This window comes from Cryobacterium sp. BB736 (assembly GCF_014980265.1).
Classification (GTDB): domain Bacteria; phylum Actinomycetota; class Actinomycetes; order Actinomycetales; family Microbacteriaceae; genus Terrimesophilobacter.
Genome location: NZ_JABXWQ010000003.1, coordinates 81,472 through 106,592, shown reverse-complemented (window position 1 = coordinate 106,592; position 25,121 = coordinate 81,472). Strand labels below are relative to the sequence as shown.

General features: G+C 65.6%; 23 protein-coding genes. 16 read left to right on the top strand and 7 right to left on the bottom strand.

Annotated features, from left to right (window positions below; translation table 11 throughout):
* The first annotated feature begins 80 nt into the window (after positions 1 to 80).
* From IRG63_RS08670 to IRG63_RS08650, 5 genes are all read left to right on the top strand, one after another.
* The gene (locus IRG63_RS08670) at positions 81 to 770 is read left to right on the top strand and encodes a GntR family transcriptional regulator (protein WP_193509882.1); all 690 of its coding nucleotides are present in this window, start codon (positions 81 to 83) and stop codon (positions 768 to 770) included.
* Positions 771 to 959: 189 nt separating this feature from the next.
* Positions 960 to 2,906: an aconitate hydratase gene (locus tag IRG63_RS08665; protein WP_193509880.1), complete on the top strand. Its 1,947-nt coding sequence runs from the start codon at positions 960 to 962 to the stop codon at positions 2,904 to 2,906.
* 86 nt (positions 2,907 to 2,992) lie between these two features.
* Positions 2,993 to 3,913, top strand: a complete 921-nt coding sequence (locus tag IRG63_RS08660) for a transporter substrate-binding domain-containing protein (RefSeq protein WP_168626702.1) — start codon at positions 2,993 to 2,995, stop codon at positions 3,911 to 3,913.
* Between the two features lie 104 nt (positions 3,914 to 4,017).
* The gene (locus IRG63_RS08655; RefSeq protein WP_168626703.1) at positions 4,018 to 5,214 is read left to right on the top strand and encodes an alpha-hydroxy acid oxidase; all 1,197 of its coding nucleotides are present in this window, start codon (positions 4,018 to 4,020) and stop codon (positions 5,212 to 5,214) included.
* Positions 5,215 to 5,293: 79 nt separating this feature from the next.
* Positions 5,294 to 7,084 carry a gamma-glutamyltransferase family protein gene (locus IRG63_RS08650; protein WP_227411978.1) on the top strand — a complete coding sequence of 597 codons (1,791 nt, stop codon included), beginning with the start codon at positions 5,294 to 5,296 and terminating at the stop codon, positions 7,082 to 7,084.
* Here IRG63_RS08650 and IRG63_RS08645 read toward each other — a convergent pair.
* Genes IRG63_RS08645 through IRG63_RS08635 form a run of 3 tightly spaced genes read right to left on the bottom strand, consistent with a single transcriptional unit; the run spans position 7,081 to position 10,472 of the window.
* Positions 7,081 to 8,775: an amidohydrolase gene (locus tag IRG63_RS08645; protein WP_193509878.1), complete on the bottom strand. Its 1,695-nt coding sequence runs from the start codon at positions 8,773 to 8,775 to the stop codon at positions 7,081 to 7,083. The two genes, IRG63_RS08650 and IRG63_RS08645, sit on opposite strands and share 4 nt — an antisense overlap.
* On the bottom strand, positions 8,772 to 10,061 hold the full coding sequence (locus IRG63_RS08640; protein WP_193509877.1) for an FAD-binding oxidoreductase: 1,290 nt from the start codon (positions 10,059 to 10,061) through the stop codon (positions 8,772 to 8,774). Before IRG63_RS08640 ends, IRG63_RS08645 begins: the two co-directional genes overlap by 4 nt.
* Before the next feature lie 18 nt (positions 10,062 to 10,079).
* Entirely contained in the window at positions 10,080 to 10,472 is a 393-nt protein-coding gene (locus tag IRG63_RS08635) for a RidA family protein (RefSeq protein WP_168626707.1), read from the bottom strand.
* Between the two features lie 148 nt (positions 10,473 to 10,620).
* Here IRG63_RS08635 and IRG63_RS08630 point away from each other — a divergent pair, with 148 nt between their 5' ends.
* Positions 10,621 to 11,403: an IclR family transcriptional regulator gene (locus tag IRG63_RS08630; protein ID WP_168626708.1), complete on the top strand. Its 783-nt coding sequence runs from the start codon at positions 10,621 to 10,623 to the stop codon at positions 11,401 to 11,403.
* On the opposite strand, the gene IRG63_RS08625 is transcribed toward IRG63_RS08630, so the two are convergent.
* Both IRG63_RS08625 and IRG63_RS08620 read right to left on the bottom strand, forming a co-directional pair.
* Positions 11,394 to 12,305 (bottom strand): hydroxymethylglutaryl-CoA lyase, encoded by a 912-nt coding sequence (locus tag IRG63_RS08625; RefSeq protein ID WP_193509876.1) that lies wholly within the window; start codon positions 12,303 to 12,305, stop codon positions 11,394 to 11,396. The genes IRG63_RS08630 and IRG63_RS08625 overlap by 10 nt on opposite strands.
* Positions 12,302 to 13,516 carry a CaiB/BaiF CoA-transferase family protein gene (locus IRG63_RS08620; RefSeq protein ID WP_227411977.1) on the bottom strand — a complete coding sequence of 405 codons (1,215 nt, stop codon included), beginning with the start codon at positions 13,514 to 13,516 and terminating at the stop codon, positions 12,302 to 12,304. The genes IRG63_RS08625 and IRG63_RS08620 overlap by 4 nt, the downstream gene beginning before the upstream one ends.
* Before the next feature lie 204 nt (positions 13,517 to 13,720).
* Between IRG63_RS08620 and IRG63_RS08615 the strand changes: the two genes are divergently transcribed.
* The 5 genes from IRG63_RS08615 to IRG63_RS08595 are packed head-to-tail and all read left to right on the top strand — an operon-like array spanning position 13,721 to position 17,606.
* Complete coding sequence (locus IRG63_RS08615) at positions 13,721 to 14,779, top strand: zinc-binding dehydrogenase (protein ID WP_193509874.1); 1,059 nt, start codon at positions 13,721 to 13,723, stop codon at positions 14,777 to 14,779.
* Positions 14,776 to 15,609, top strand: a complete 834-nt coding sequence (locus IRG63_RS08610; RefSeq protein ID WP_168626712.1) for an MBL fold metallo-hydrolase — start codon at positions 14,776 to 14,778, stop codon at positions 15,607 to 15,609. Before IRG63_RS08615 ends, IRG63_RS08610 begins: the two co-directional genes overlap by 4 nt.
* On the top strand, positions 15,609 to 16,085 hold the full coding sequence (locus IRG63_RS08605) for a VOC family protein (RefSeq protein WP_168626713.1): 477 nt from the start codon (positions 15,609 to 15,611) through the stop codon (positions 16,083 to 16,085). Before IRG63_RS08610 ends, IRG63_RS08605 begins: the two co-directional genes overlap by 1 nt.
* Before the next feature lies 1 nt (position 16,086).
* Complete coding sequence (locus tag IRG63_RS08600; protein ID WP_168626714.1) at positions 16,087 to 16,779, top strand: class II aldolase/adducin family protein; 693 nt, start codon at positions 16,087 to 16,089, stop codon at positions 16,777 to 16,779.
* A complete protein-coding gene (locus tag IRG63_RS08595) occupies positions 16,776 to 17,606 on the top strand; it encodes a fumarylacetoacetate hydrolase family protein (protein ID WP_193509873.1) in 831 nt (276 codons plus the stop codon). Before IRG63_RS08600 ends, IRG63_RS08595 begins: the two co-directional genes overlap by 4 nt.
* A gap of 74 nt (positions 17,607 to 17,680) precedes the next feature.
* Here the strand turns inward: IRG63_RS08595 and IRG63_RS08590 are convergent, their stop codons facing one another.
* Positions 17,681 to 18,829 carry an MFS transporter gene (locus tag IRG63_RS08590; RefSeq protein ID WP_168626716.1) on the bottom strand — a complete coding sequence of 383 codons (1,149 nt, stop codon included), beginning with the start codon at positions 18,827 to 18,829 and terminating at the stop codon, positions 17,681 to 17,683.
* Positions 18,830 to 18,839: 10 nt separating this feature from the next.
* Positions 18,840 to 19,679: a sulfite exporter TauE/SafE family protein gene (locus IRG63_RS08585; RefSeq protein ID WP_168626717.1), complete on the bottom strand. Its 840-nt coding sequence runs from the start codon at positions 19,677 to 19,679 to the stop codon at positions 18,840 to 18,842.
* Positions 19,680 to 19,802: 123 nt separating this feature from the next.
* Between IRG63_RS08585 and IRG63_RS08580 the strand changes: the two genes are divergently transcribed.
* The 5 genes from IRG63_RS08580 to IRG63_RS08560 all read left to right on the top strand — a co-directional run bounded on the left by IRG63_RS08580 (position 19,803) and on the right by IRG63_RS08560 (position 25,097).
* On the top strand, positions 19,803 to 20,519 hold the full coding sequence (locus tag IRG63_RS08580; RefSeq protein WP_168626718.1) for a GntR family transcriptional regulator: 717 nt from the start codon (positions 19,803 to 19,805) through the stop codon (positions 20,517 to 20,519).
* Positions 20,520 to 20,863: 344 nt separating this feature from the next.
* Positions 20,864 to 22,030 (top strand): FAD-dependent oxidoreductase, encoded by a 1,167-nt coding sequence (locus IRG63_RS08575; protein ID WP_168626719.1) that lies wholly within the window; start codon positions 20,864 to 20,866, stop codon positions 22,028 to 22,030.
* A gap of 19 nt (positions 22,031 to 22,049) precedes the next feature.
* The gene (locus tag IRG63_RS08570) at positions 22,050 to 23,021 is read left to right on the top strand and encodes an amino acid ABC transporter permease (protein ID WP_168626720.1); all 972 of its coding nucleotides are present in this window, start codon (positions 22,050 to 22,052) and stop codon (positions 23,019 to 23,021) included.
* Positions 23,018 to 23,815, top strand: coding sequence for an amino acid ABC transporter ATP-binding protein (locus IRG63_RS08565; RefSeq protein ID WP_349236152.1), 798 nt, complete (start codon positions 23,018 to 23,020; stop codon positions 23,813 to 23,815). The genes IRG63_RS08570 and IRG63_RS08565 overlap by 4 nt, the downstream gene beginning before the upstream one ends.
* A 46-nt stretch (positions 23,816 to 23,861) precedes the next feature.
* Positions 23,862 to 25,097, top strand: a complete 1,236-nt coding sequence (locus IRG63_RS08560) for an alpha-hydroxy acid oxidase (RefSeq protein ID WP_168626721.1) — start codon at positions 23,862 to 23,864, stop codon at positions 25,095 to 25,097.
* The last annotated feature ends 24 nt before the right edge of the window (positions 25,098 to 25,121 follow it).

The window sequence follows — 25,121 nt, the reverse complement described above, 5'->3', positions numbered from 1 at the left end:
GGTGCGGCCCTAGGTCGCTGCCGCCGAGGCAGCGACTACAGTATGGGCAGCTATTCGTGCGCACAGGTGGAGGAACCCAAGTGGCAGAGTTCGTCGACGCTAATGGCCTCGTCTACCACGCGCTCCTGGAGCGGATCTCGGATGGGTCGCTCGCTCCGGGCACGAAACTGCGAGAGGGCGCGCTCGCCCTGGAGTTCGGGACCAGTCGAACACCGGTGCGTGAGGCGCTTCGTACTCTGGCGGCCGAGGGACTAGTGGAGATCGCCCAGAACCGTGGGGCGACGGTTCGCGCGTGGACGGCGGAGCAGATCTACGAGTCCTACGGTCTCCGGGCAGTCTTGCAGGCGCACGCGGGGCGTTTGGCGGCAGCGAACTCGAATCCGGAAGACGTTGAGAAGCTCCAGGCAGTCCAGACGCAGATGGAGCAACTTCTCGCCCGCCGCCCGGCGACTTTCCTCGACGATTTGGCGCGACTCAACGCCGAGTTCCATGCGACGGTTGTCGGGATGGCGAAGAGCACCTTGCTGGAAAGCATGATCAATACCCTGACGTCGGTGTCGATGGTCGGCCGCACCTTCCGGGGCTTCGAGACCGAAGACCTGGAGCGGAGCATGATGCACCACCGCGACATCATCAGGGGCATAGCAGCGGGCGACGCGGAACTGGTCGCCGCAGTGATGACGAGCCACATCCTGGCGGCCCGACCAGCGGCCCTTGCCATGCTGCAGGCATCAGCCGAGTCCCCCAAGCGGTCTGCAGCGGCGCACTAGCCTCCCGCAGCCCACCCGTTTTTCGCGCGTCGGAGACTCGCGCAATCCACTTCCCTGCCGCATCCGGGACATTCGTTCCATTGGCGTTCCTTCCTGCGCGCTGCCAGAAAACTCACGTTGCGGTATTGCGCTCACTATGTGAGTCACCATAGAGTCCTTCTCATTGGCTCTCGAAGTGGAGGTTCGGTGGTGGGCGATACCCTCACACGCAAGACTCTGCGGGCGCATCTGGTCAGCGGAGGTGCGTTGAGCGCCGGGCTCGACTGCACGGTGAGCGTCGACCAAATCCTCATCGAGGACGCCACCGGGACCATGGCCGCGATGCAGTTCGAGATGCTCGGCGTCGACCGGATCGGCGTGCCCCTCGCCGTCATGTACATCGATCACAACGTGCTGCAGATCGACGACCGCAACATGCAGGACCACCGCTACTTGCGATCGTTCTGCGACCGCTATGGTGTGCGGTACTCGCCACCGGGGCACGGCATCTCGCACTACATTCACCTGGAGAAATTCGGCAAGCCGGGCGAGATCCTCGTCGGGGCGGATTCCCACACGTCGATGGGCGGAGCCCTCGGGATGTTCGCGCTGGGTGCGGGCGGACTCGAGGTAGCAGTCGCGATGGCGGGGTACGGCTTCGACTTCGTATGCCCGGAAATTGTCGGTGTCGAGCTCACCGGAGAATTGGGAATCGCCGTCGAGGCCAAGGACATCGTCCTCGAACTGCTTCGCAGGCATGGCGTCCGCGGCGGCCGCGGCAAGGTGTTCGAATTCTTCGGGGAAGCGGTGGAGCGGCTGTCCGTCTCCGCGCGCGCGACGATCTGCAACATGATCGTGGAGACCGGCGCAATGACGGCGATGTTCCCATCCGATGAGCAGACCCGCCTGTGGCTGCGTTCGCAAGGACGCGAGAGTGACTTCATCCCGCTCGCAGCAGATGCCGATGCAGAGTTCGACGCCGTCGAGCGCGTCGACCTGAGCGTGCTGCGACCGCTTGTGGCAGTCCCTCACTCGCCGGGCAACGTCGTCGCTGTTGCCGACCTGCCGCCGACCCGGGTGGTGCAGGTGTGCGTCGGGTCATCGGTGAACAGCTCGTACGACGACCTGGCTACGGTAGCTGCGATCCTCGATGGTCGGTCGGTGCACCCCGGGGTCCAACTGACCGTCACCCCTGGTTCGCGCCAAATCCTGCAGATGATCATCGCGTCCGGCGTCTACGAGACGCTCATGAAAGCCGGAGCGAGGATGCTCGAGCCGATCTGCGGACCCTGCGTGGGAATCGGTCAGGCACCGGTAGCCGGCGCCGCATCCCTCCGAACGTTCAACCGCAACTTCCCGGGACGCAGCGGAACAGCCGAGGATCAGGTCTACTTGTGCTCCCCTTCGACCGCGGCCGCCAGCGCGCTCACGGGCACGATCACGGAGGCGACGGGGCTTGGCCCGCTGGAGCTCGTGGCCGCCGCCGCACCCGACCTTGGATTGCACGAAGCGAACATCACGCGCGTGCTGCCTGAGGCAGAACGCCGCAACGTGCAAATCGAACGAGGCTCGAACCTGGTGCCGCCGCCACTGCCCGAACCGCTGCCGGCCGACCTGAAGGCCCGGGTTCTGATCGTCGTCGGAGACGACATCTCAACCGGGGACATGGCACCGGATGGCGTGATCGCGATGTCAGTCTGGTCGAACCTCGCCGTCTGCGCCCGCTTCATGTTCAACCGTCTTGACCCGGGATTCCATGATCGGGCGATCGACTGGGGCGGAGGCATCATCGTCGGCGGCGAGAACTACGGGCAGGGTTCATCGCGAGAGCACGCGGCACTCATTCCGCTGCACCTCGGCGTGCGAATCGTCGCGGCCAAGAGCTACGCGCGCATCCACCGCCGGAACCTCATCGCAGCGGGTATCGCGCCGCTGATCCGCCCGGCCGGCGACACCACGGATGAAGGCGACGAGTGGTCGATCTCCGGGCTGCAGGCCGCGATCGCGCACGGCCACTCTGAACTGACTGTGACCACTGGCGACGGGCGGACGCTCGTGCTCGGCATCCAGCTCAGTCCCGCCGAACGCGAAATATTGCTGGCCGGCGGCCTCTTGGCCCAGGTCAACGGGGTGAGCCGACAACTCGCCATCGCATAGCCATTCGGCGACGCCAGTCGCCGAATGACAGGGCAACCCATCCCTGTCACCGCACCACCCTTGTACCAACCAGAGAGGAAGCAATGATGCTGTTGAAGAAGAAGTTGGCGACCGCGAGTGCCCTTGCGGTGCTGCTCGGACTGACCGCGTGTGCGACACCGGGCGAGACGCCTGACGAAGGTGCGCCCGGTTCGGACTCCGAGTCGAGCGCCATTGAGGTTGTTCCCGAGATTGCGGACATGCTGCCGGAGGACATCAAGAAGAGCGGCGTTCTCAAGATCGGCGCCCTGGGCACGAACTTCCCGGAGCAGTACACCACCGAGGCCGGTGAGCACACGGGCTCGATCGTGAAGCTCTACACGGCAGCGGCCCAGGTGCTCGGCCTTGAGCCGCAGTTCGACATCGTGACAAACGACGCCATCCAGGCTGGCGTCGAGTCGGGGCGCTACGACATCGCCCAGATGGCCGACAACCCGGAGCGTCAGAAGCTGTTCGACATCATCTCGGTGCAGTTGAGCGGCGTCGGGCTTGCGGCGCACGCCGACAACGAGAACGACAGTGTGAACATGGACGAGGCGCTGTGCGGTTCGTCGGTGGCTGTGACCAAGACCTCGATCGCGGAGCGGACCGCCATCGCGGTATCCGAGAAGTGCGAGGCAGCGGGCAAGGAGCCGGCCGCAATCAGCTCCTTCGTGGACAACGCAGCGGTCATGCTCGCGATCTCCAGCGAGCAGGCCGAGTACGGAATCGTCTCAACCGGTGTCGCCAACGGCTACATGGCACGGCAGCCGGAGTCCATCAAGGTCGTGGACGCCGACTACTCGTTCAGCGGCGGTCCCGCTGTGCTGAAGGGTCGCGACGAGCTGCGTGACGCCCTCCAGGCCGCACTGCTCCACCTGGTCGAAATCGGACTGTACGACGAGATCCTGGCCGAGTTCGGTCTCGAGGACCACGCCATTCCGAGCATCCCGATCAACAACATGGAAACCGGGAAGCGCCGGGAGTAACCCGTCGATCGACCCGGCGGCTGCGGTTCCGCAGCCGCCGGGTCGGTCTTATCCACCGTCCGAAGCCTTGGCGCCGGACACGAACGAAATACGAGGGCCCAGCCGTGGCGACAACAAGTGCTGCCGAGCGCGCGGTGGACATAAACCACCTGAGAGAGCTTGCCCAGAAGCGGCTGCCCGTGGCGCTATTCGACAACCTCGACAACGGCAACGAGGACGACGTCGCGGTACGACACAATGGCGAGGCCCTGAGGGCCCTCAAACTGGTGCATCGCGTCTTGCGCGACACCTCTCGCCGTGACGCATCGGCATCGCTGTTCGGCAAACGGCACGGGTTGCCGTTGGTGATCGCGCCGACCGGTGTCACCAGCTGGATCTCCTACCGCGGCGAGGTGGCTCTCGCGCGTGCCGCAGCCACCGCCAACATCCCGTTCGTCCTCACCAGCACCACCAACACACCCATGGAAACCGTGCGGAAAGAAGGCGGCGGAACCCAGTGGTACCAGCCCGTCGTCTGGCAGGACACCCGGGCAACACTCGAAGAGATCGACCGTGCGAGGCGAGCCGGGTTCGACGGACTTGTGCTCTCGGTCGATACCACCATCGGATTCAACCAACCGCGTGACAAGCGCCGCGGGTTGACCTTCCCCATGAAGTTCCGGCCCAGCCACCTGATCGAGGCCGTTCACCATCCGCGTTGGACGTTCGGCACCGCCTGCCGCTACCTGCTCACCGAGCGACGCCTGCCCGGGTTTGCCAACGTGACTGTCCCCAGCGCCCTGACCCCCGCCGAGAGGAAGCGGTTCCTCGTCAGAGACGACTCGCTGACCTGGGACTTCCTGCGCCGCGTCCGAGACAGCTGGCCGCACGCCCTGATCGTGAAGGGCCTCCTGCATCCGGATGACGCGCTCAGCGCGGCGGATGCCGGTGCCGATGCGGTCGTGGTCAGCAACCACGGCGGCCGCACCATTGATGCCGCGCCGGCGCCCATCGAACTGCTCCCGGAGGTTGTGGCCGCGGTCGGCGGCCGTGTGCCGGTGCTCGTGGATGGCGGCTTCACTCGCGGAAGCGACGTGCTCAAGGCTGTCGCGTTGGGCGCGGACGCGGTGATGATCGGCCGGGCAACCCTGTACGGACTGGCCGCCGGTGGCGAGCTCGGGGCGCAACGGGCGCTCACCATCCTGCGGGAGGAGGTCGAACGCACGATGGGGGCGCTCGGCCTCACACGTCTTTCCGAGCTCGGTCGCGACGTTCTGCTGACGCCCGGCGACCTCGCCAGCCTGCTGGTCGCAGCCCGATAACGGCGCGGCGCCCGGTCGGTTCGCCAACACACCAACATCTAGGGGAGTAATACAAGTGATTCCAAGCCGGCCACAGCTCATGGGCGACTTCGGTATGGCCACGTCGTCGCATTGGATTTCCAGTGCCGTCGCGATGGGGATGCTCGAATCCGGCGGCAACGCGTTCGATGCCGTAGTTGCTGGTGTCTTCGCCTTGCAGGTCATCGAGCCGCAACAGTCCGGACCGGGCGGCGACATTGTTGCGATGTTCGCGCGCGCAGGCGATGACGTGCCGACGGTGCTGTGCGGGCAGGGGGTTGCGCCCGCCCGGGCCGTCCCGTCCGCCTTCGCTGCGCTTGGGCTGGATCTGATCCCGGGATCCGGGCTCCTGCCCGCTTCGGTGCCGGGGGCGACGCCGGCGCTGCTGACCCTGCTGCGCGATCACGGCACTTTCTCGCTCCGGCAGGTTCTGGAGCCGACGATCGAACTCGCCGCGGGTGGGTACCCGTTGGGGGAGCAGGCGATCGTGACGATCCGCTCCATGGCCGAAGTCTTCGAGAAGTACTGGCCGGCTTCGTACTCGACCTACCTGCCCGGTGGCAGCATCCCTCGTGCCGGCGATCGATTCGTCAACCGCCAACTCGCTGAGACCTACCGACGGCTGCTGGCAGAGGCGGAGGCGGCGGGCGCCGATCGCGACAGCCAACTCGACGCCGCGCTCCTTACCTGGGGTCACGGCTTCATCGCCGAGGCGGTTCACGAGTTCAGCGCCGAAACTCACCGCGATGCCAATGGGACCGAACATCGCGGTCTGATCTCTGCCGATGACCTCGCCTCCTGGGCGCCGAGCTACGAGAGTGCCCTCGGTGTCGAATCGGGTGGGTACACGGTGTACAAGGCCGGGCCGTGGAGTCAGGGACCGGTGATGCTGCAACAGTTGGCCCTGCTCGAAGGGACCGGTTTCGATCCGGTCGACCCAGCGAGCGTGCACGCCGTGATCGAGGCGGCCAAACTCGCCTTTGCAGACCGGGAGGCCTGGTACGGCGACAGCGGAGACACCCCGATCGAGGCGCTGCTGTCGGCGGGGTACGCGGATGAGCGGCGCAAGCTCATCACCGAGTCCGCATCCCACGAGTTCCGCCCTGGCTCACCGAGCGGGCGCACACCGCTGATGCCTGACCTTGACAGGTTGGACCCCGCGAACTCCACGCATGCTGCGTTCGCCGAGCCCAACCTTGCCCTGAGCAACGCAGCGTTCGCAGAGCCGAACCTGGCCGCGCCGGGACCGAAGCCCGGAGCCACCGCGGGGGACACCGTCTCCATCAACGTCATCGACCGATTCGGAAACATGATCTCCGCGCTGCCGAGCGGCGGCTGGCTGCAGTCGTCACCGATCATCCCCAAGCTCGGGTTCGCGCTTGGCACGCGGATGCAGATGATGTGGTTGGAGCAAGGCCTGCCGAGTTCGCTCGTGCCAGGCAAGCGGCCGCGGACCACTCTGTCACCGACCATCGCATTTCGTGATGGCGCGCCCGCTATGGTGCTCGGCTCGCCGGGCGGTGACCAGCAGAATCAGTGGCAGATGGCGTTCCTGCTCGCCGTGCTGCACGGCGAGCGCAACCTGCAGCGCGCCATCGAGTACCCCAAGTTCCACATTCGCCATTTCCCCGCGTCGTTCTATCCGAGGCGCCAGACCCTCGGGCAGGTGCTGGTGGAGGAGTCGTTCGGCGCAGACGTGATCGCCGACCTGAAGGCGCGCGGGCACGATGTCACGGTCAGTCCGGCGTGGTCACTCGGGCGGATCTTCGCGGCGCAGCGCGATCGCGAGACGGGATTCCTCACCGCCGGCGCGGATCCGCGGGGTGGGCTCGGTTACGCACTCGGCCGCTAGAGCGCCAGGGTTCCGTCCGTGCTCACCGGATGCCCGTCCACGAGGGTCAGCACGGAGCGGGTGCCCGCAAGCTCGGCCAAGTCGCACTCGAGAGGGTTTCGATCGAGCACGGCGAAATCTGCGGCGAGGCCCGGGCGGATGACACCTCTCTTGTCTTCGTCGCCTGTCAACCGCGCACCGTTCACGGTGACGAGCTTCAACGCGTCATAACGGCTGACGGCCTCATCGGGGGCGACGATGACTCCGCGCTCATCCTCTCGGCTCACCACGTGCACCATGCTGTCCCAGATCGAGATCGGCCGGTTGTCGGATCCCAGCACCACTGGAACGCCAGCATCCATCAGGGATTTCACCGGCACGATCTCGCTCTCCCGATCCGTGCCGACAAGGTCTCGAGTGAACACCCCACGGTGGAGGTGATGGCCGGTGATGGTCGTCATCATCACTCCGAGGTCGGCGGCGACGTCGATCTGGTCGCGGCTCAGCGTCGGCTGGTGTCCCAGGGTCCAGCCCAACCCACCTATCGGAACCTGCCCGTCGACCCGGGCGAATATCTCGAGGAGGTTCTTGGCCAGTCCGGCCACCCGCACACCGGAGCGTGCGCAGTCGAGCAGCAGCTGCTCGACGTCCGCCATGGGCACGAACGCCCCGGCGGCGAAGCCCGCCCAACCGGTTCGCGGGTGGTTCGCGGAGCGCAGCGCCGTCGCGGTCTCATCGACAGCGCCCCCGATGAAGACGCCGTCGACGCCGGCGAACCTGCCGGCCAGAAGCTCGAAGTCACCCCTCCAGCCTTCAAGTGTGCCTCGCAGGTCGCCAATCTCGGGCCAATGCGGGCTCAACGGCAAGCTCGCGCGGAGTCTTGCACTGCCGGCCGCAGCGTAGGCATCCAGGTAGGCGTCCAAGACCTCGCTGGCGATGCCGTGGCCCTCGAATACCGCGGTTGTGCCGAAGGACGCGTACCGTTCGAACGCGTTCCGGATGGCGGCAGCGCGCTGGTGCCTGGTGAATCCGGGTGCGACTCGCAGGAGCGTGTGCTCAATGAGCGGCTGGTGCGCGGTCTCGACGAACCTGCCGGTCGGGTTGCCCCGAGCGTCACGCTCGATCACCAGGTCATCGTGCGGCGAGAGCGTCTCAGCGCTGATCCCTGCCGCGGCGAGTGCCAATGAGTTTGCAAAGGAGATCTTCTTCGCCCGCATGTTCCAGAAGCCCCAGATCGGCCGGATGAAGACCGGGTTGTCGGGGCTGACGGAGTCGAGATCGTGCCGGTCCGGAAGGCGTCCGCCGCCGAACGGGTCGTCGGCATCGGTGTAGTCCGGGGGAGTGCCCAGGGGTCTGGTGACGATCCATTCGCCCGGTTGTGCATTCACGGCGGCCTGAGCCACGACGTCCAGGATGTCCGCGACGCTTGACGCTCCCGCGAATCCGGGTAGATCGTCACCGAGGGTCTCGCGGTCCAGATGGGCGTGGCCGTCAGTCAGCCCCGGAAGCACGGCCATCCCGGCGGCGTCGATCCGCGGCAGCACGCCTGCGGTCGTCGGCAGGTCGGCATCGCTCGTGTAGACCTGCTGGATGATCCCATCGGCGACGAGCATCGCGGCACGCGGCAACTGCTGAGGCAGCCGTTCGTCCATGCTGATCAGCGTTGCGTTCGTGAGCAGGAAAGTGCGCGGAGACGCCGGTGCCCCGCTCATGGTGCGATCACGTGACCGAACCGGAACACGTTTTGCGGATCGTGTGTCGCCTTCAGCTCCAGCAAGCGGGCTGCCGTCTGCGGGTCGTAGGAGGCGAGCACCCGATCCTTGCCAACCTCATCGCCCTGGAAATTCGGAACCGGCTGGCCGGCCGAGGCGGCATCCGCGAGTTGGAACGCGCGTGCCGCTCTCGCCCGGGAAGCGTCGTCGGTGCGTCCGATCACGAGGAAGGAGAACTCCGAACCGCGTCCGGCAACGGCGTTCGGGTGCGCGGGCATCCGATCCATCGCGCCGCCCAGGTGGCGGAACTCGAGGGTCGGTGCGTATCCATCGTCGTCCGGGTACTGGTGCCACATGTCGTTGAGCAGCTCCTCAGTCAGGCGCGGCAGCAGACGGCTTCGCTCGGTGAAGGGTTTCGGCACGCCGCCGTCGTTGTGCACCTCCCGGATACGCGAGTATGCCTTCTCATCGACGCTGTCCAGGACGATGCCAGGCAGGGAGCGCATCGGATGCAGCAGCGCTGCCGCGTCGTTGCTGTCGCCGGCGGCGGTGACCCTCAGGTGCACGAACTGGGCGAACCCTTCGTTGTCCACAGGCGGCACGGGGCCGCGCATGGCTAGCGAGGTGCCGAACCACTCGGGCAGGGTGCGCACCCACTCCAGGTAGCGCGGCAGCACGTCCGCCGCCGCGTCCGGATGGAAGTAGAGGCCACCGCCGAAGTAGGACTCGAGCGGGAAGAGCTGGACTTCTATAGCCGTGGCGACGCCGAAGCTCCCGCGACCGCCGCGCACGCCCCAGAACAAGTCACTGTTCTCTTCTGGCGTCACCTCGAGGAGCTCTCCGTCCGCGGTGACCAGTTGCACCGCGAGGATCGTGTCTGCGGCGAACCCGAACATCCGCGAGAGCAGCCCGATTCCGCCGCTGAGTGCGTAGCCCATCACCCCGACCGTCGGAGATGACCCGTTGACCGGCGCGAGACCATGTTTGACGGTCTCCGCGACGACCTCGCTCCAGCGCACGCCGGCCCCGATCCACGCCGTCCGCCGATCGGGATAGACGCGGATGCCAGTCATCCGCTGGGTCGCGACGAGGACCGCGCCGTCGTTGCTGCCGATCGTTCCGTGTCCCGTCGATTGCACCGCGATGCCGCGGCCCTCTTCGACAGCCTTGCGAACGGCCCGCTGGACGTCCGCTGCCGTCTCGGCGAAGATGACCGCACTCGGGGTCGGCGGGTGGGCGAGGTTGAATGAACTGAGCTCTTGGAGGTCCGGCTCCCGCTGTCGCATCCGCGTCTTGCCTCGGACTTACGGGAGGATCGCTACTGCCTCGATCTCGACCAGGAGACCTGGGCGAGCGAGGGCGACAACCTGCACTGTGGCCTGTGCGGGGTGCCCCGCGTCACCGGTGACCTCACGAATGGCGGCGCCGATCGTTCCCGGCTCGCCCATCTCGGTCGCGTAGACCTTGCGGTGAACGATGTCGTCCCACGTCGCCCCGACCGCATCCATCGCGATCTTCAAGTTGTTCATGGTCTGGATGACCTGGGCTCGCAGATCGCCGTGGCCGACGATCTCGCCGTTCTCGTCGAACGACACCTGCCCGGCGAAGTGCACGATCGTCTGCCCGGTCCCGATCGCAACATGCGAGTAGGTACCTGGCTTGCTCAGTCCGGACGGGTTGATCAGAATGCGGCCCATGAAATCCTCCGATTGAAAGTGCCGCGTGGCGCGGCAGCATTGCCGTGACAAGCCCAAAACTCATCATGTAGGTTCTAACCCATCATGTAGTACAAAGCTCGATCGTGTCAATGGGGCCGGCGCTCACCGCGCCACTATGATCAACCGCATGGCGCAACCCGGTAGCAGCGGACACCACCCCCTGCTTGTGCTCGGAAAAATCGCCGACATCCTCAGCACCTTTTCCCTCGCCCAGCCCGAGCAGACACTGGCGACCATCCGGGCTGCAACGGGCCTGCCGCCCTCCACGGTGCAACGACTCGTCGGGAACCTGGTAGCGCACGGCTTCCTGGACCGCACCGCTCGCGGGTATCGGATTGGTGCCAGGATGCGGCAGTGGGCAGCGACGGCGATTCGGAGCGACGATGTGGTCGAGGCGGTCAAGCCGGTGCTCACCCGCCTCCGCGACGAGTCCGGGGAGACCGCGTGCTTCTTCCAGACATCGGGTGTGCACCGCGTTTGCGTGGCGATGGCGGAGACCCATCAGGTGCTGCGCGCGGCGATGAACGTGGGCGCTGTGCTTCCGCTGCATGCCGGGTCGCCCGGACGCGTGCTCCTCGCTTGGGAGGACGGCCTGCTTGAAGAGGCGCTCGCTCGCGACCTCGACGCTGTCACCGAGCGGACCATCGTCGACCCGGACGCGTTGCGTGACGCTGTCGAGAGCACTCGCGCCAACGGCTTCGCGATCACCACAGGCGAGCGCGAGTCGGGTGCGAGCGGTCTGTCTGCGCCGGTGTTCAACGCTCAGGGCGACTTGGCCGGTGCGGTCTCGATCATGGGACCCACCCTTCGGATGCCCAGGGAGCGTTGTGAGGCGTTGGTGGACACGCTGCTGAAGGCCGCCGACGAACTCACCGCGGCGATCGGCGGGCGACGACCGGCTCAGGACTGAGCACGTGCGCTGCGCGGGAATGAGCCAGCCGATGCAAGGCCGGAGCGCGGCGCAACCCCGACGATTTCGCAGATCCAGCGTCCGATCTCGGTAGCTCGCTCGGCGTCGACCCCGTGGATGTTCCCTTCCCGCTCGAGCAGCCACGCCAGGTCCTCGGTCGAGATGTTGCCGGCGGCACCGGGCGCGAACGGGCAGCCACCGAGCCCACCGACGCTGGAGTCGAAGCGTCGCACGCCGACGCTGAGTGCGGCGACGGTGTTCGCCAACGCGGTGTGGCGGGTCTCGTGGAAGTGAGCACGCAACTCGACCGCGGTGCGCTGCCGCAGCAGGTCGAAAAGACCGGCTACCTGTGACGGATTGGCGCAGCCGATCGTGTCCGCGAGTGCGAGCTCAGCGACGTCCCCTGCCTCCAGGATCGGAGACACCGTGCGAAGCACCTGGTCGGATGTGACCTCGCCCTCGTAGGGGCAACCGAACGCCACCGCGAACGTGACCGACAGCGGCACATTCGCGGCGCGCGCCTGTCTGCCCGCATAAAGAGCCCCGGCCACCGCCCGCTCCACGGTCGTGTTCTGGTTCGCGGATGCGAACGCCTCGGACACCGGTACGACGAAGTTGATCTCATCGACTCGCGCCGCCAGCGCCCGGTCCACACCGCGTTCGTTGAGCGCGAGGCCGATGTAACTGACCCCGTCGATCCGCGGCAGTGCCGCCATCACCTCGTCTGCGTCCGCCATTTGGGGCACACGCCCGGGGTGCACGAAGCTCGTCGCCTCGATCCGCCGAGCGCCTGCGTCGACGAGTCGCGCGATCAGCTCGATTTTCGCTTCGGTCGAAACGGTCGTGGCCTCGTTCTGCAGCCCGTCACGCGGCGTGACGTCGATGATCTCCACTGCGCTCATGCGAGTTCTCCGGCATCCACCACTGACTCCAAGCCCACTTCGCGTAGCACGGCCTCGGTATGTTCGCCCGGTGTCACTGGGCCGTTCCACCGCACGGCGCCCGGCTCGAGAGAGAGTTTCGGGACGATACCCGGGTGGGTGACTGTGCCCCAGTCGTCATCTGTGACCTCGAGGAACATCTCGCGCTCCCTGAAGTGCGGGTCGGCGACGATATCCGCGATTGTGTTCACGAGGCTCGCCGGCACGTCATGCGCGTCGAGCACCTCGAGCAGGTCTGCGGAGGATCGTGACACCGACCAATCGGCGATGATCTCGTCGAGTTCGGCCTGGTGCCGGCCGCGGGCGGTGTGGTCCGTGAACCGATCGTCCGTCAGAAGGTCCGGCATCGCCATCGCCGCTGCCAGCCGCGTGAAGACGCTGTCCTGGTTGGCCGCGATCACCACCCACTTGCCGTCCCTCGAGTGATAGATGTTCGATGGGGCGATGCCGGCGAGTGACGTGCCGCTCGGCCCCGGGATGTGCCCGCTCGCCATGTAGTCGGGCAGCGCACTCTCCAGCAGCGAGAAGCAGGATTCCACGAGCGAGACATCCACGACCTGGCCGCGACCACCGTTGGTCTGCCGCGCGAGCAGCGCGATCAGCACGCCCTGGACCGCGAACATCGCGCCGAGGCTGTCGCCGAGCGAGATGCCGGTACGCGGGGGTGGGCCATCCGGGAACCCATTCAGGTGCCGAAGGCCTCCGATGGCCTCGGCGATCGACGCATATCCGGGCCGGGATGCCTTGCTTCCGGTCTGGCCATAGCCGGACACTCGCGCGATGACGACGCCCGGGTTCAGTTCGAGCATCCGCTCGGGCGCCAGCCCGAGCCTCTCCAGAGTGCCCGGCCTGAAATTCTCGATCACAACGTCAGCGGTGCCGAGGATGGACTCGAACGCCTCACGGCCAACGTCGCTCTTCAGATCGAGCAACACGCTTTTCTTGTTACGGGACTGCACCGCCCACCACAGAGCGTGACCGTTCTGCTCGGCGCGACCCCAATCGCGGAACGGGTCCGTTCGACCGGGGCTCTCGATCTTAATCACTTCCGCGCCGAAGTCGGCGAGCATCCGACCTGCGAACGGGCCGGCGATCAAGGATCCGAGCTCGATGACCCGGATGCCCGCCAAGGGCCCAATGCGGCCGGTGGCCGGCTCTTCGACTGACTGCATAGGCGGCATTATTGCATACGATTTTCGCATCGTTCACGCATCCGAGCCGAAAACTGCGCCAGATTGTATGCAAACAGGTTGAGTTTGTGGCGCTGGAGCCCTAGGGTTCATATCGGGTGGGGAGCGGGGCCGCCCACACGCACTTAAGTGGCGTGAGCTAGCCAAAGGAGGACTCGCGATGCGTCTGTCAGGAGAACGCCGCCAGTGAGCGAGCGTGCCAACGCGATGAGAGCGAGCATCCTGCGGTCGCACGGCGGTCCAGAGGTACTGCGATTGAGCGAGCTTCCGGCGCCGGTGCCAACCAGCGGTGAGACGCTGATCCGGGTAGGTGCTGCAGGTGTCGAACCGGGCCTCGACGTCCGGACCCGGCTGAACGGCGCCGGTTGGCAGCTTCGGTTTCCTCACGTGCTCGGTGCGAGCATGGCGGGCACGGTGATCTCCAGCCCCGACGCCGCAGCGCCCGATCCCGGCACGAGGGTCGCCGTAGCGCCGAACATCTCCTGCGGTGAGTGTGCCTACTGCCGTTCCGGTCGCGACAACTCGTGCGCGCAGCGAGAGTTCCTGGGGATCCATCACGCCGGCGGGTACGCCGAGTTCTGCAGCGTCCCGACCCGCAATCTCATCCCCATCGCCGACAGCACCTCTTTCGCTGTCGCGGCAAGTACTGCGGTGTCGTTCGGAACGGCGTGGCATCTGCTCGTCACCCGGGCGAGGGTGAGCCCAGCCGATGTGGTTTTCGTCGTCGGTGCCGCAGGCAGCGTCGGCACGGCAGCGGCGCAGATCGCCGCGCTGTTCGGCGCCCGCGTCGTCCTCGGTTCCCGGACGCCCCAGAACTTGCGAGAACTCTCCGACGAGGTGCGCGCGTTGGGGGTTGTGGACACCACGACCGACTTCGCGCCTCAGTTGGAGTCGATTGCGCCAGGGGGAGTCGACGTCGTCGTGGAAACAGTTGGTTCCGATACGTGGGCCGGCAGCGTCGATTCGCTCGCCCCGGAGGGCAGGCTCGTGTGCTGCGGTGGTGCGAGCGGTGGTGAGGTCGGGCTCACTCTTCGCGACCTGTATCGGCGCAATCTCAGCCTGCTGTTTTCGACCAGCAGCACCTTCGAGGACCTGCGTCTGGTGCTCAGGCTGGTCGATGAGGGCAGACTGCGACCGCGAGTCGACAAGGTCTTCGACCTGGCAGACGCTGCTGCCGCCCACGCCGCGGTGGAGGCTGGCGGACTGCAGGGCAAGGTCGTCATTGTTCCGGAGTCGGCAGCATGAGCCTTGAGCACTTTGGCGATGGCATCCGGGTGTTCGCGAGCTCGCCTGGCGCATCCAACCTGTCCGTGATCACAAGCGGTTCGAGTGCACTATTGGTCGACGCAGGCAGCCTGCCCTCGGCGGCACGAGAATTCTGGCGCCAAGCCACGGACGGTGCGAATGCGCAGCTCGTGCTCACCCACCACCACGCTGACCATGTGTTCGGAGCGGCGGGGTTGGCGGATGTGCCGGTGATCGCGAGCGACCGGGCGGCTCGACTCCTCGACGAGCGAGGTGTGCATGAGCGCGATCGCCTGATCGAGCTGCTTCCCGACCACAGGGACGAGTTGGCTTCTGCAGCGGTCCCGGTCGTGACGCAGCCGGTCGACTCGACGACCACCATCGACGTGGACGGGCGAGCTGTGCGCCTTATTCCGGTTGGCCATGCCCACACACCCGGAGACGTCGTTGTTTTCGATCAGCGCACCAGCACCGTGTTCACCGGCGATGTCGTGTTCACGAATGTCATGCCGGTATTGCGCGACGCGAACACGGCAGGGTGGATTGAAGCACTTGCCGTGCTGGAAGGGCTGAAGCCAGAGCGTGTCGTCCCTGGGCATGGCACCGCCGGCAGTGCTGGCGTCCTGGATGACATGATCGAACTGCTGAGCGCGCTCCGAAGCATCGCCGAGCGTCATGCTGACGACGATGACCCCACGGCGTCGATCGCTGAGCTGCCTACCCGCTTCCGCGACCTGCGGCGAATGGAGCGGTTCGAAGGAGCCGTCTCATCGATCGTCGCCGAGCTGCGAAATTCCCCCTCAACGCTGTCACCAAGAAGGAGCGAATAATGACAATCACCGGATGGCACCACATCACCTACCCCGTGCCGGACGTCGAAGCTGCCAGTGACTGGTATCAGCGCGTCTTCAAGGGGACCGAGATCATGCGCACCGGCTGGAACGCATCCGACGTCGCTGCGAAGCGCAACCGTCAGGTGTGGGTGCAGTTCGGCACGGCCGTCATTAACCTTGCAGAGGGCCCGGTCATGCAGCGCCCGACCGACCTCCACTTCTACCACTACGCGATGCACGCCCCTGCAGAGCAGCTCGATGAATGGATTGCTCACCTCGAGGCGAACGGTGTCGAGGTTCTCGGGCCGTACGGTCACGGTGGCCTCGGTCTGCTCTCGCTCTACATGGACGACCCTTGGGGCTACCGCCTCGAGATCATCTTCGACCTCGGTGACTACGAGACCGCGAAGCAAGCAGCGATCTCCCGCGGTGGCGCACTCGGCAACCCGTCCGCGCAGTACGAATGGGACTGAGATGACCGGTCGAACAGGTGAATTGGACGACCTGATCGTCGTCGGTTGCCGCATCCTCGACCGCCTGGGCATCTTTGACAGCTCGGGTCACCTCACCTACCGGCTGCCCGGCACCAACTCATTCGCGATCTCAGCTCGCAAGGCCCCAGGTCTCGCAAGCGCTGACGATCTGATGGTGATCGACGAGGAGGGCACGGTGCTCGATGGGGCGGGCACCGTGCCGCTCGAATGGGCGATCCACGCGCGCATCTATCGCGCGCGCCCTGATGTTCGCTCGATCGTCCATTCGCACTCGCCGATGAGCCGTGCCTTCAGCATCAGCACCCAGCAGATCCTGCCGGTGTTCGGCATCGCGACGCCGTGGCTGCACGCGCCAGTGCCCGTGCTAGATGAGACGGGCCCGATTTCATCGTCTGAGGCGGGGGACCGGCTCGTCGACGTGATCGGTGACGGTCCCGCAGCCCTCCTTCACGCGCATGGCAGCGTCATCGTGGGGCCAAGCGTCGAGGCGACGGTCGTCCGCGCCGTGACGCTCGAGCAGACGGCCGAATCCCTGTTGCGCGCGATCTCGCTCGGCCCAGTGCGCTCGCTGGATGCCATGCAGGTCGAGGCGTGGCGAACCAACACACCAGCCGGCCACGCAAAGGCGTGGGACTACTTCATCGCCATGATGGAACGAGAGGAAACGCAGTGAAGCTTGCAATTTTCAACGACGATCGACTCGGGGTGGTCGTCGACGACCAGACCGTCGTTGACGTGACCTCGGCACTGCCCGAGCATGACCAGGGGCTTGGGGCGGGCTACTGGGTCCGTCTGTGCCGTGACTTCGACTCACTGAAGGATGCGATCACCGCGGCGACGGCAACCGGGAGCCGGCATGCGCTCGACAGCGTCGAGCTCCGGGCACCCGTGCTGAACCCCACCAAGGTCATCGCCGCCGCCTCGAACTACACCGAGCACGTGGAGGAGATGAGCAACCGCGGACTGCCCGAGTGGATGCTCACGTCCGACTTCTTCCTCAAGGCACCCAGTTCGATCACCGGTGGCGGAGAGATCGTGCTGCCGGAGCTTGAAGCGGAAATCCACTACGAGTGCGAGCTGGCCTTCATCATCGGCAAGGGCGGCAAGGACATCCCGGTCGAGTCGGCTCTTGAGCACGTGCTGGGCTGGACGATCCTGCTCGACATCACCGAGCGCGGCTCGGGCGACCGGTCGCGGCGCAAGTCGTACGACGGGTTCACGCCGATCGGGCCGTGGGTTGTCACCGCAGACGAGGTGTCCTCGTGGGAGGACCTGCCGATCGTCATGCATCTGAACGGCGTCGTGCGCCAGGACGTGCGTGCGGGAGACATGATCGTCTCTGTGCCCCAGCTCATCTCCAACATCTCGCGCGTGATGACCCTGGTGCCGGGAGACGTTGTGACGACGGGTGCCCCTCCGGGAGTGGGCAAGATCGAGCCGGGCGACCAGATCGTCGCGACGATCGGCGGAGTCGGCCAGTTGACCGTCAACGTCGGCTGACACCGGCCTAGTCTGAACAGCGGGCGCCCACGAAAGTGGGCGCCCGCCATCGATTAACGCTGCTCCCCGTCAGCTCACGCGGTCTCGGTGGCGGTGGCACGCTGGCTGTCGAATGGACGCGCGACGAGGTGGAGCAGGATAGTGGCCAGCAGCACAATGGCGGCGACAATGAAGCCCCATGCGTTCTGCCACAGGTAGATCGGCATCAGTACCATCGGGGCAACGCCGGCTCCGAAGAACCGGAACGCCTGCACGAACGAGATGGCGGAGTCAGCTGAGCGCAGCCCAAGCACATGCTTGTTGATGCTCAGCGCGACGGCCAGGGCGCACGGAATGGCTACCGCCCACAGCACGGCGAGCATCAGAGGGTTGATCGCAAGTGGCACCGCGAGAATGAAGCTCGCGCTGATGAGCAGGGCGGCAAGGCTGACAGTACGCGAACCCCAGCGATCCACAGCGGACCCGGCTAGCGGGGCGACGATGAGCGATGAGACGCCCCCGATCATCAGGATGATGCCGCGCTCGGAGGCGCTCGAGCCCAGGTTGTCGTAGGCGAATAACGCGACGAGGAACCCAAGTCCGGTGACGCACGCACCGATCGTGAGGTTTGTCACGCACAGCCAGACGATTGGCCAAGAGAGCGTCCTGCTCCCTGTCTGCCTCTGCTGATTCGGAATCGAGGGCAGTCGTATCGTACACAGCAGGAGCGCGTAGACAGCGACGAAGATGAACGCGTAGCGCCAGGTCAACTCTGCGAACAAGCCGCTCACCAGCGGCGCCGAGAGTTGTCCGGTGGCGGCCACCGCGCCGAAGATCCCGAGGGTTCGACCGAGACGGTCCACGGCGGTGAACCGGCTGAGCAGCGTCACGATGAGCGGGTTGGTGAAGGCGTTGCTCACCCCGAGCAGGAAGTACCCGGCAAGGAACACGTGCCAGCTGGGCGCCACTGCGCACAGCACTCCCGCTGCTGTGATCACGACGTACGCCGTGGTCATCATGCGGCGGATGCCCCAGCGTGCGCTGATGGACCCGGACACGAGCATGGTGGTCGCGAACGGCAGCAGGTAGACCATGATCGACACCGATGCCTCTTCCGGCGAGATGCCGTACGAGGCACCCAGCTCAGGAAGGATCGAGGAGGTCATGAGCCCGCCGAACGGGCCAAGGAAGCCGCCCGCATAAAGCGCGACACGCTGGACGCGCGTGAGCCGTGCCGTTTCCATCAGTCGCCGATCAGGACTTGTCGATCAGAAGCGCAACGATCGCGATGACGCCGACGACCACGATGGTGATGCGCAAGGCGAGCTCCGGAATGCGACGCCCAAGCTTCGCGCCCAGCTGACCGCCCACGATCGCGCCCACGGCGATGATCCCTGCCGCAAACCAGTCGATCGGAGTCAATGCGACGAAGACGACACCGGCCGTGAAGTTGGCGGCTGCCGTGAGAACGTTCTTCATGGCATTGGCGCGCTGCAGGGAACCCTTGAGCATTATCGACAGGATGGACAGCAGGATGACGCCCTGCGCGGCACCGAAGTAGCCGCCGTAGGTGCCGGAGAGGGCTGTCGCAACAGCCAATCCCGGACGGTTCTCGCGGAACTCCGGCTCGCCATTGTCTGCCAGGGCCACGGCATGCTGAGCGGCGAGAGCCTGATTGCGTCGCGCGCGTGCGAGCTCTTGCCGGGCAGCGATGTGCCGCTTGATTGTCGGGCCGGTGACGACGAGCACGCACGCGAGTGCGATGAGCACGGGCACGACGCCGTTGAACACTTCGGCGGGAAGCACCAGCAACAACAGCGCCCCGGCGACCCCTCCAATCCCGGACGAGATCATCAGGGGAACGATCGACCGCCACTGCCCTTTGAGCTCCCGGCGGTACCCGATGGCCCCGCTGATCGATCCTGGAAGCACGCCCAGGTTGTTCGTGACGTTGGCTAGCACCGGTGGATAGCCGACGGCGAGCAGCGCCGGAAACGTGATGAGAGATCCGGATCCGACGATCGTATTGATCATCCCAGCGCCGAGCCCGGCCAGTGCGAGGAGAAGGATGGGCACAAGGTCAAGTTCAGGCATCGTTGCTCACTATTCACTAACCGGACAATCCGTTTCACATGGATTGTATACCAAATGGATTAGGTCGCATTCATTCCTTAATCATGTGTGGCCAACCGAGTGGTGAACAACTACGATCGCAGTGTGAAGACGACAGACCCGACCCAGCAGCAGGGCGCTGACCCGAATGCGGGGTTGTCCGATCGCATTGCCGCGGAGTTGACGAAGCAAGTCTCTTCCGGCGAGCTTCCCCTCGGATCATGGCTGCGCCAGAGCAAGATCGCAGAGGAATTCGGCACAAGCCGAACCCCGGTGCGCGAAGCGATTCAATCCCTCAGCGCAACAGGAGTGGTCGAGCTCATCCCCAACCGCGGCGCTCGGATCAGGGTTCCATCGGCGGGCGAGATTGAGGATGGCTACCGCGTCCGCGCCGAACTCGAGGGCCTCGCCGCCGAGCTGGCCGCGACGTTCGCCACACAGCTGCAGATCGACCAGCTGATCGCAGCGGAGGAGCTTTTCGAGGCCGCTGTCACCGAGGTCTCCGATGCGGACACAAGCGTCGAGGTTGGCAGGCAGCGGTGGACCCAGGCCAACGATGAGTTCCACGAGATCATCCTTGCGGCAGCACGCAACCAGACTCTCGTCTCGGCCCTGGCGTGGATTCACAACCAACTCCCGCGCAACCTGACCTGGAATGAACTCGGCAGGGATGTCCGTCTCATGCGCTCGAACGTCGCGCAGCACCGTGCCATCCGAGAGGCGATCGAGGCCGGAGACGGCCGCGCCGCTCGTCAGGCGATGATCCGCCACGTACTGCGATCCGGGGAGCTCGTTTTGCTGGGTCTGCGCGAACTGGACTGAGCGACCCCTGCCTGACCCCGGCTGGTCACCACCATGAGCGCACGCTCGCATCTATTCATTTTTTGCATGCAATAAGCCTCAACTTGTTTCTAAGCAATCGGTTGAGTGACGCGCTTGGTATGCAATACTTACCCCACACGATGTCGAAGGCGCCCATTCCGCGCCGGAGACAGTGGGACAAAGTCGCATGCAAACCGTTTGTGATTGGCTCCCGAGTCTGTAGGATTGAATACACTTTGTTCCGGGCGGCAGCGCCGCGATGGATTCAAGAGACCACAAGGATGTGGCGTTCGATTCCTTAGGGGATCGCCGCATCCGAAGCACCTAGCGGGAGGTTGCGGGACGTGAAGGAAGTCTGTGTCATCGGAGCCGGCATTGTCGGCGCATCCGTGGCGTACCACCTGTCACGACTCCCGAATGTGCGCGTCACGATCGTTGATGCCGGCTATCCGGGTGCAGGTGTCACCGAGGCGGGCACGGGTTGGGTCACCGCTCGCGGCACAGCAGACGAGGGATATCGCAACCTCCGACTGCACGGAATGGAAGAGCACCTCCGGCTCGCCGAGTTGTTCCCCTCCACGCCGTGGCTCACAGTGGGCGGTACCTTGCTCACCGAGGACGCCGACGGTGACTTCGATGGAACCGTTGCCGAATCCCGAGAGCACGGGATGCCGGTCGAGGTGCTGAGCGCCGCGCAGGTGAACGCGCAACTGGAGCCGAACGTCGTCTTCGAGCGCCCCGACCTCCGTGTCGCCCACTTCACGAGCGAGTTCTCCGTCATAGGCTCATTGCTCACCCGAATCCTCTTCGAGTCCGCCACCGAGAGCGGCGCGATCGGCCACATCGGATCCCGAGTGATCGGCCTCGGGCAGCTCTCCGGCGGCCGGCACCGGGTGACACTCGATGACGGCACCTGGATCGACGCGGATGCCGTCGTGAACGCTGCCGGAGCGTCAGCGGACCAAGTAGCCGGCCTGTACGGCATCCCGATGCCGATGCGCCCCCAGCCCGGCATCGGCGTGCTCGTGAAGGTGAACGGTCAGCCGCTCGGCCGCATGATCACGGTGGAGGGGCTGGCCATCAAGCCTGAGATCGACGGCGTGATCCGGTTGCGCAGCCTCCTCGGCTGGAAGTCTGACGTGGGCGCGGCCAGCCGCGACAGCAGCTTCACCGGCGGCATGGAACGGAACGAGTTCGTCGACCACGTCGTCGGCCAATTCGAGCGGGTGCTTCCGGGCAGTGCGCCGATTCGCTCGGTGGTCACGAGGGTCGGCATTCGCCCGTTCCCCGCGGACGGCCTCCCACGCGTCGGCGAGGTCGCGGCCGTGCCCGGCTACTACGACGCCGTGATGCACAGCGGCGGAGTGCTCGCACCCCTCATCGGCCGCCTGCTCGCTTATGAGATCGCCACTGGTGAGCAGAGCGAGCTGCTCGCCGCCTACCGTCCGGGTCGGTTCCTCGAAACCGAATCCAGCCTGACCGCCGGTGACGCCGCCGGAACCACCCTGTAAGCGCACTGGAGAGACACAGATGTCGTCACCAACTCGTGAGAAGACGCTAAGCACCGACCGGCTGCTGAGCCTGCCGCAGAAGCGCCGCTTCGAGATCACCCGGTGGATCCTCCTCATCGTGGGGATCTACGTGGCCGCGGTGGTATTGAATCTCCTGATCTTCAACGAGGCTTGGGACTGGCCACTCGTGTGGTCGTACCTGTTCTCCCAGCGCATCATGCTCGGCGTGCTCAACACCGTCTGGCTCACCGTGCTGGCGCTGATGTTCGGCCTGCTCACTGGCCTCATAGTGTGCCTGGCCCGTCTGTCCCGCTTCTCAGTGCTGCGCGGCGCGGCGTTCGTCTACGTGTGGATCGTGCGCGCGACGCCGCCGCTCGTGATCCTGCTGCTCATCTACTTCCTCGGCGTGCTGAAGCCCACCCTCGGCATCGGATTGCCTTTCCTGCCCTACGTCGTCGAGTGGCCGACGAACGACCTGATCACGCCGTTCACTGCGGCCGTCGTCGGACTGTCCTTCTACCTCGGCGGCAAGACGGCCGAGATCTTCCGGTCTGGGTTCATCGCAGTGGGAGCCGGGCAGCGCGAGGCAGTGCAGGCCCTCGGGCTCGGACCGTGGACGGCGCTCAGCCGCGTCATCGGTCCGCAGGCGATTCGTGTCATCATCCCGCCGATGGCGAACGAGGTCGTCACGATGTTCAAGAACACATCGCTCGTGTCCGTCGTCGGCTTCGCTGAGCTGCTGACAACCACGCAACGGCTGTACGCGACCAACTTCGAGACCATCCCGATGCTCACCGTCGCGTGTGTCTGGTACCTCGCCCTGACCAGCATCCTCATGGTCGGTCAGCTGCGGCTGGAGCGAAAGTTCGGGCGCGGATTCGATCGCAGGGTCTTCCGGCATGACGAAAACCAGGAATTCGGGCCAGACGTGCCGGTCACGGTCGCTGTTCCTCTCTCAGAGTCGATCAATCAGAAAGGTGGTGTTCGGTGAACGCTTCCACGGAGCTCATTCTCGAGCTGGTCAGGGTGGAGAAGAAGTTCGGCTCCTTCCAGGCACTGTACGGAGTTGACCTCTCGATCGCCGCAGGCTCGGTTACCTGCATCGTCGGTCCTTCGGGCTCCGGAAAGTCCACGCTCTTGCGGACGATCAACGGGCTGGAATCGATCGATGGCGGTGCGATCTTCTTCAAGGGGGAGCTCTGCCACGAAGAGGTTCGGGGCGGCTACCGGGTTCCGGTGTCGAGGACCAAGTCGCGGGAGCAGGTCCTGAACTTCGGGATGGTGTTCCAGTCGTTCAACCTGTTCCCGAACCTCACCGCACTGCAGAACGTCATGCTCGCGCCCAAGACCGTTAGGGGCCTCTCCCAATCCGAGGCGAAGCAGGTCGCGAAAGAGCACCTCGCGCGCGTCGGCCTTGGCGACAAGCTTGGCAACTACCCCAACGAGCTGTCCGGAGGACAGCAGCAGCGTGTCGCCATCGCGCGGGCGCTGGCAATGCAGCCCGAGGTGATGCTCTTCGATGAGCCGACGAGTGCACTGGACCCCGAGCTTGTGCACGAGGTGCTCGAGGTGATGCGGAGTCTCGCGAACGACGGCACGACGATGGTGATCGTCACCCACGAGATGAACTTCGCACGCGACATCGCCGACGAGCTGGTTGTGATGGCCGACGGCCGGATCATCGAGCAGGGAGCGCCCCGTGAGGTGCTCTCCAACCCGCAGACCGAGCGCGGCCGCGCCTTCTTCGCGGCGATCGGCGAGCAGCACGAGAAGCAGGTGAGCTGAGTGAGTACAGCGCACAAGGCACAGAACCCGGACAGGAGCTAGATCAGTGGTACGTCTTGACAAGGCAGTGGAGATCAACGACCTGCGCCTCATCGCCAAGCGGCGACTGCCCGTTGCGCTGTTCAATCAGCTGGACCACGGCAGTGAGGACGACGTCTCATACCGCCACAACCGTGAGGTGTTCGAGCGCATCAAGCTCATCCACCGCATCCTCCAGGATGTCTCGCAGCGGGACCCGTCGATCACCCTCTTCGGCAAGAAGCACGACCTGCCGCTCATCATCACACCCACCGGCATAACCAGCTGGATCTCCTATCGGGGTGAGGTCTCACTCGCGCGCGCCGCGGCGAAGGCGAATATTCCCTTCACCCTGACCAGCACCACCGCCACGCCGATGGAGACCGTGCTCGAAGAGGGCGGCGGCACGCAGTGGTACCAGGCCATCATGTGGCGCGACCTCGAATCGTCGCTGCGCGGGGTCGAGCGGGCCAGGGATGCCGGCTTCGAGGCGCTGTTCCTGACGGTCGACTCCACCATCCCGTACAACCGGCCGTGGGACAAGCGCCAGGACATCAAGTTCCCGCTCGAGCGGGTCAAGCTCGGCCACCTCTTCGAAGGGGTGCGTCACCCGCATTGGGCGCTCGGCACACCGGCAAGGTACCTCCTCAAGGAGCGCCAGCTCCCGGGTATGACCAACACCGATGTCCCCGAGGGGATGACCGCAGCGGAACGACGGGCCTGGTTCGTCAAGGAGGACTCCCTCGACTGGACCTTCTTCCAGCGCGTTCGCGACCTGTGGCCGCGTACCCTCATCATCAAGGGAATTCTGCACCCGGATGACGCGGTTCAGGCGATCAGCGCCGGTGCCGACGCCATCGTGGTCAGCAACCACGGCGGCGCAACGAACGACTCGGCCCCATCTCCGCTGGAGATGCTGCCCAGTATCGTGGCGGCAGTCGCTGGCCGCGTCCCGGTGCTTGTCGACAGCGGCTTCCGCCGCGGAAGCGATGTGCTGAAGGCGATCGCGCTGGGAGCAGACGCGGTCATGATCGGACGCGCGACCCTGTACGGACTGGCGGCAGCCGGGGAGGCGGGGGCGTCCCATGCCCTGTCGATCCTCCGCGACGAGATTCGACGCACCATGGGTGCGCTGGGCCTGTCGGATCTCGCCTCGATCGGTCGAGACCACCTGCTGCTTCCCGGCGACCTCGACCACCTGTCACGCGTCGCCGTTCCGTGGAAGGGCACCATCGCCCCGGAACTCGACGCCGAGCTGCGCTGAGCGCAAAGACACCTACCCATCAAC

Coding starts and splice junctions, on each gene's coding strand:
- IRG63_RS08660 (WP_168626702.1), top strand. CDS start 2,993: ATGCTGTTGAAGAAGAAGTTGGCGACCGCGAGTGCCCTTGCGGTGCTG.
- IRG63_RS08650 (WP_227411978.1), top strand. CDS start 5,294: ATGGGCGACTTCGGTATGGCCACGTCGTCGCATTGGATTTCCAGTGCC.
- IRG63_RS08645 (WP_193509878.1), bottom strand. CDS start 8,775: ATGAGCGGGGCACCGGCGTCTCCGCGCACTTTCCTGCTCACGAACGCA.
- IRG63_RS08640 (WP_193509877.1), bottom strand. CDS start 10,061: ATGCGACAGCGGGAGCCGGACCTCCAAGAGCTCAGTTCATTCAACCTC.
- IRG63_RS08635 (WP_168626707.1), bottom strand. CDS start 10,472: ATGGGCCGCATTCTGATCAACCCGTCCGGACTGAGCAAGCCAGGTACC.
- IRG63_RS08630 (WP_168626708.1), top strand. CDS start 10,621: ATGGCGCAACCCGGTAGCAGCGGACACCACCCCCTGCTTGTGCTCGGA.
- IRG63_RS08625 (WP_193509876.1), bottom strand. CDS start 12,305: ATGAGCGCAGTGGAGATCATCGACGTCACGCCGCGTGACGGGCTGCAG.
- IRG63_RS08620 (WP_227411977.1), bottom strand. CDS start 13,516: ATGCAGTCAGTCGAAGAGCCGGCCACCGGCCGCATTGGGCCCTTGGCG.
- IRG63_RS08610 (WP_168626712.1), top strand. CDS start 14,776: ATGAGCCTTGAGCACTTTGGCGATGGCATCCGGGTGTTCGCGAGCTCG.
- IRG63_RS08605 (WP_168626713.1), top strand. CDS start 15,609: ATGACAATCACCGGATGGCACCACATCACCTACCCCGTGCCGGACGTC.
- IRG63_RS08600 (WP_168626714.1), top strand. CDS start 16,087: ATGACCGGTCGAACAGGTGAATTGGACGACCTGATCGTCGTCGGTTGC.
- IRG63_RS08590 (WP_168626716.1), bottom strand. CDS start 18,829: ATGGAAACGGCACGGCTCACGCGCGTCCAGCGTGTCGCGCTTTATGCG.
- IRG63_RS08585 (WP_168626717.1), bottom strand. CDS start 19,679: ATGCCTGAACTTGACCTTGTGCCCATCCTTCTCCTCGCACTGGCCGGG.
- IRG63_RS08570 (WP_168626720.1), top strand. CDS start 22,050: ATGTCGTCACCAACTCGTGAGAAGACGCTAAGCACCGACCGGCTGCTG.